Consider the following 4,485-nt stretch of genomic DNA (forward strand, 5'->3'; position numbering starts at 1 on the left):
TAGAACGTCGCATCGCTGATCCCGTGCTTGCGGCACAGATCCGCCGCCGTCGCGCCCGCCTGATGCTCTTTCAGGAGCCCGATAATCTGGTCCTGTGTGAAACGCGCTCTCTTCATCGTCTGTCTCCAGTGGACAGACCTTACTTCAATTCGAGGGCATTTCAGGGGGCAAGGTCACCGGGCCGACACCGACGATCCCGCCGTCCGGCTGGGTAGCTGGTCGGGTTTGCTCCAATGATGTCTACTATGCGGAAGTCGATTCTCTCCTCCTCATGACCGACATGAAAGCGTAAGCCAACATCCATCTCTCACCCCCCGCTTCCTGCCCATAGCGGTGCAAACTCCTCCGCCTGCCTGAGGATATTCTGCACCGCTTCATCCTGCATATCCGGCGGGTAGCCGTACTTCCGCAACAGCCGCTTGACCGCCGTGCGCATCCGGGCGCGTGTCGGGGCCATGACGTTCCAGTCGACAGTTGCATTCTCACGGATGGTCTTGACCAGAGCTGCCGCAATCACGCGCAGGCCCGGATCACCCATCGCTTCGCGGGCGCTGTCATTGCGTGCGAGCGCGTCATAGAACGCCACTTCCTCCGGCGACAGGCCGAGTTCTTCTCCCCGCGAGCGGGCCGCCGCCATCTCATGCGCCAGACGGATCAGCTCATCGAGAATCTGCGCCGACGTCAGGGCATTGGTGTGATACCGCCCGACCGCCTGCTCAAGCCAGTCGGGGATGGCCGCGCACGTTCCGGGCTTCCCGGTACGAACGATAACCACATCGCCAGGCCGTAAAGACGACTTCTGCAAACGCTTGTGGAAAGAGGGAGTTATAAACTTTACCCCGTCGCATTTTATGTTGAGCGGTTCGATGTTTAATGAGCGTAGGAACGGAATTCCTTTATCTACATATTCACTGGCCATTGGGCCTACATGTCCGACAGTCACCTCGTCTGCTACATCCGAGATTGTAACTTTTTTCCAAGCGGTCACTGTAAAACGATCCAAGAATTAGAAATTATACGTTTGAAATCTGCATCAGCTTGCGCCCAATCCAGTACATCAACTTTCCACGGTAGATCAGACTCCGAAAACGCCTCTTCGAGCCGCGCCCGTGCCTCCAACGGCAACGGTTCATTTCCCATCATCGCCAGATCCAGATCAGAGAACGGCTTGGCCTTTCCCGTCACACGCGACCCGAACACCCGCACCTCCCGGTCAGGCACAATCTCGTTGAGAATACGCAGCACGATGGCCCGCTCTTTGGGCGTGATGTCGATCCGGTCCGTCACGCGGTCCGGTCTTTCAAAACGGCCAGCAGAAACGCCGTCTCGTCGATAAAATCCGGGATCGTTGCCACGACCTGCTTTGCGGAGGCTTCGTTATAGGTGTGACTGGTCATGTTCCGCATCTTGCGAAACACGCTCCATTGTGGCCAGGCGCTTTTGAGAAGCCCCGCTTCGTTGGCGGAGCGGATCAGGTCCGGAAAGCCCATGCGGTCATATTCCTCTGGTGAGGCCGCGCTGGCTTCCAGAAACCGCTTCAAGGTCTTGTGGCTGAGTTCGTAGGTGAACTCGAAACGCTGGATCAGCCCGTCGCGCAACTGCTCGTCGTCAGGGTGGGCCACGTGCCGCACCCAGCCTTCCTTCAGACGATCCAGCGCCCGCTCCAGCGGCGTGAGGTACAGGGTCATGGGCTACGCGCTCCTCTGGACCTGTCCGGCCTTGCGGGCACGCACGGCGGCAAGAAATTTGTCCCGCGTTTCGTTGAAAACACCGGTCGGCAGCAGCCCGCAGGCGACACTTGCGGCATCGCCGGGGCAGGCGGGCCGAAGATCGGGACCGGGCCAGATGAAGCGGCTGGCGTCGGTGACAACGATCCACGACCGCGCATCGTCCAGCCCAAGACGGCGTTTCGTTGCAGGGGGCAGTTCAACGGCGAGCCGTTCATCAGTGGGGGTCGTATGCGTGATGGGCAGGACGGTCACGAGGGCCTCGCCGTCTTCATCGTTCGTGACGAGAATGACGGCGCAGGGACGATCCTTCGTGCCTTCTTCCTGTCCGCGTGCGGCCTCGTTGCGCCACAGAAAGGCATAGCGGATCACGAGACCCGCGACAGGCATGGGAAAGGGCACGTTCAGAGGCGCTCATCGTCAAACGCGCTGGCCTCGGCGGGGGCTTCGCTGGCGGCAATGGCGGCGATGTCGGTCTCGCTGAAATCGTCCAGCCCCATCACCCGGCGCTCGCAGCGCTTCAGCCGCCGGTATTCCTCCACCCCCATGAGCACGAGGCTGTCGCGGCCATGGTTGGTGATGGTGACGGGCTCCCTGAGCGCCGCTTCACGATAACGGCCGAAGCCTTTCTGAAACTCGGCCGAGGATATGCTGAGATGGGCCATGATATCGCTCCGGATTTCGGTTTATCCAGATTATCCGGATTTTTGGTCCGTCGCAAGCAGGTCGTGGCCGGTTAGATCATGACCTGCTTCAGGGAGGCGGTGATCTTCGCGTTCAGTACCTCACCCTCTCGGAACTGCTCCTGCAAGGTTTTCTCCAGGGCCGCGAAGCGTTCGGCAAACGGCACGCTGTCCTCTTCTACTTCTTCCGCGCCCACATAGCGGCCGGGTGTCAGGACGAAGCCGTGCTGTTCCACCTCGTCGAGTGTCACGGATTTGCAGAAGCCGGGAATGTCCTCGTAGGGGGCCGCGTCCTTCTCGCCGCGCCAGGCATGGTAGGTGTCGGCGATGCGGGCGACGTCCTCGTCCGTCAGTTCGCGGCGGGTGCGATCGACCATCATGCCGAGCTTGCGGGCGTCGATAAACAGCATCTCCCCGCGCCGGTCACGCCAGCCCCTGGGGTGTTTCGTGTGTGTCAGGAACCAGAGGCAGGCCGGAATCTGGGTCGAATAGAAAAGCTGGCCGGGGAGGGCCACCATGCAGTCCACGACATCGGCCTCGACCATACGGCGGCGGATCTCGCCTTCGCTGTTCTGGTTCGACGACATGGACCCGTTGGCCAGCACAACGCCCGCCGTCCCGTTCGGGGCGAGATGCCACAGGATATGCTGGAGCCACGCATAGTTGGCATTGCCCGCAGGCGGTCTGCCATACTGCCAGCGCGGGTCGTCCTCCAGCGAGGCGTTCCACCAGTCCGAGATATTGAACGGCGGGTTGGCGAGGATCGTATCGAAGCGCAGGTCTTTCAGCTCGTCGCGCAGGAAGCTGCCTTCGTTGTTCCAGCGGATATCCGCGCCGATGCCCCGGACGGCGAGGTTCATTTTCGCCAGACGCCAGGTGGTGTGGTTGCTTTCCTGTCCGTAGATGGCGATATCGCCCAGCTTGCCACCGTGGGATTCCACAAACCGTTCCGACTGCACGAACATGCCTCCCGATCCGCAGCAGGGATCATACACGCGGCCCTTATAGGGTTCGAGCATGGAAACCAGCGTGCGGACGACGCTGGACGGGGTGTAGAACTCCCCTCCGCGCTTGCCTTCCGCGCCCGCGAAGCCGCCGAGGAAGTATTCATAGACGCGCCCCAGCACGTCACGGGCCTGATCCTCGCTGCCGCCCATGCCGATTTCGGAGATGAGGTCGATCAGTTCGCCCAGCATGACGCTGTCCAGCGCCGGGCGTCCGTAATCCTTGGGGAGAACGCCCTTGAGCTGCTCGGGGTTGGCCTGCTCGATGGCCAGCATGGCGTCATCGATCATCTTGCCGATGCCGGGAGAGCGGGCGTTGGCCTGAAGATGCGACCAGCGGGCGGTTTCCGGCACCCAGAAGATGTTCTCGGCCAGATATTCGTCCGGGTCCTCGGCAGCGGCCGGGTCATCGTGGAGAAGGATCTCGTGATACGCCTCGAACGCTGTGGAGATATAGTGCAGGAAGATCAGCCCGAGCGTGACATGCTTGTAGTCGGACGGTTCGAGGTTCTTGCGCAGCTTGTCGGCTGCCAGAAACATCTGCTGCTCGAAGCCGAGGTTGGCGGCTGTTGTCTTCGTTTTCGCCCGTGTTGTTTTCTTGGGAGCCGGAGCGGCATCCGGGTTCTTGCGGGGGCGACCACGGGGCATGGGAACAGGCTTTCAGGCTGACAGAACACGTCGTTACAATCTGCCCGATCATGGACGGAAGGTCGAGGGTTGCGAGAAACCGCTCGATGGGAGGTCCGGTTTCGGGGCGATGACGGCGTCACTTCGGGGGCTGTTCTATCGCGTCTCGGCGCTCCCCTGGAGTCCGGAATGACGGGTGTCATGACGCCCGTCAGCATGGCGTCATACACCTGATGATGGTGTCTCCATGCGTCATCTCTGCCGTCATGACAGGTGTCAGGCTATCCGTTATTGCTGTCATGAGTCTTGGAAAACGTCAGAAAACAGCCATTTTTCCTTTTCCCGGCGTGTTGAAGCGTCCCGGGTTTCCCGGAGGCTCCTATCTGTGAGAAGGAGCCATGATGAACATGATGAGCCAGAGATTTTCGCCTGAGGTCCGGGAAC

General features: G+C 60.8%; 6 protein-coding genes and 1 pseudogene. All 7 read right to left on the minus strand.

The annotated features are described in order from the left end of the window. Positions 1-116 (minus strand): transposase (locus tag EDC31_RS17175; protein WP_165920216.1); only part of this gene is annotated, 116 nt, incomplete at its 3' end. 191 nt (positions 117-307) lie between these two features. Continuing rightward, positions 308-721 (minus strand): annotated as a pseudogene (locus EDC31_RS17180) (type I restriction enzyme endonuclease domain-containing protein); the annotation flags it as partial. Positions 722-984: 263 nt separating this feature from the next. Further along, positions 985-1,287 (minus strand): nucleotidyltransferase family protein, encoded by a 303-nt coding sequence (locus EDC31_RS17185; protein ID WP_042062597.1) that lies wholly within the window; start codon positions 1,285-1,287, stop codon positions 985-987. Next, positions 1,284-1,688 (minus strand): HI0074 family nucleotidyltransferase substrate-binding subunit, encoded by a 405-nt coding sequence (locus EDC31_RS17190; protein WP_042062596.1) that lies wholly within the window; start codon positions 1,686-1,688, stop codon positions 1,284-1,286. Before EDC31_RS17190 ends, EDC31_RS17185 begins: the two co-directional genes overlap by 4 nt. Positions 1,689-1,691: 3 nt before the next feature. Next, the gene (locus EDC31_RS17195; protein WP_204366722.1) at positions 1,692-2,129 is read right to left on the minus strand and encodes a type II toxin-antitoxin system PemK/MazF family toxin; all 438 of its coding nucleotides are present in this window, start codon (positions 2,127-2,129) and stop codon (positions 1,692-1,694) included. 2 nt (positions 2,130-2,131) lie between these two features. Continuing rightward, positions 2,132-2,392 (minus strand): type II toxin-antitoxin system Phd/YefM family antitoxin, encoded by a 261-nt coding sequence (locus EDC31_RS17200; protein WP_042062591.1) that lies wholly within the window; start codon positions 2,390-2,392, stop codon positions 2,132-2,134. 71 nt (positions 2,393-2,463) lie between these two features. After that, the gene (locus EDC31_RS17205) at positions 2,464-4,062 is read right to left on the minus strand and encodes a class I SAM-dependent DNA methyltransferase (RefSeq protein WP_042062588.1); all 1,599 of its coding nucleotides are present in this window, start codon (positions 4,060-4,062) and stop codon (positions 2,464-2,466) included. Between the last annotated feature and the right edge of the window lie 423 nt (positions 4,063-4,485).

It is taken from the genome of Acidomonas methanolica (assembly GCF_004346035.1).
GTDB lineage: Bacteria > Pseudomonadota > Alphaproteobacteria > Acetobacterales > Acetobacteraceae > Acidomonas > Acidomonas methanolica.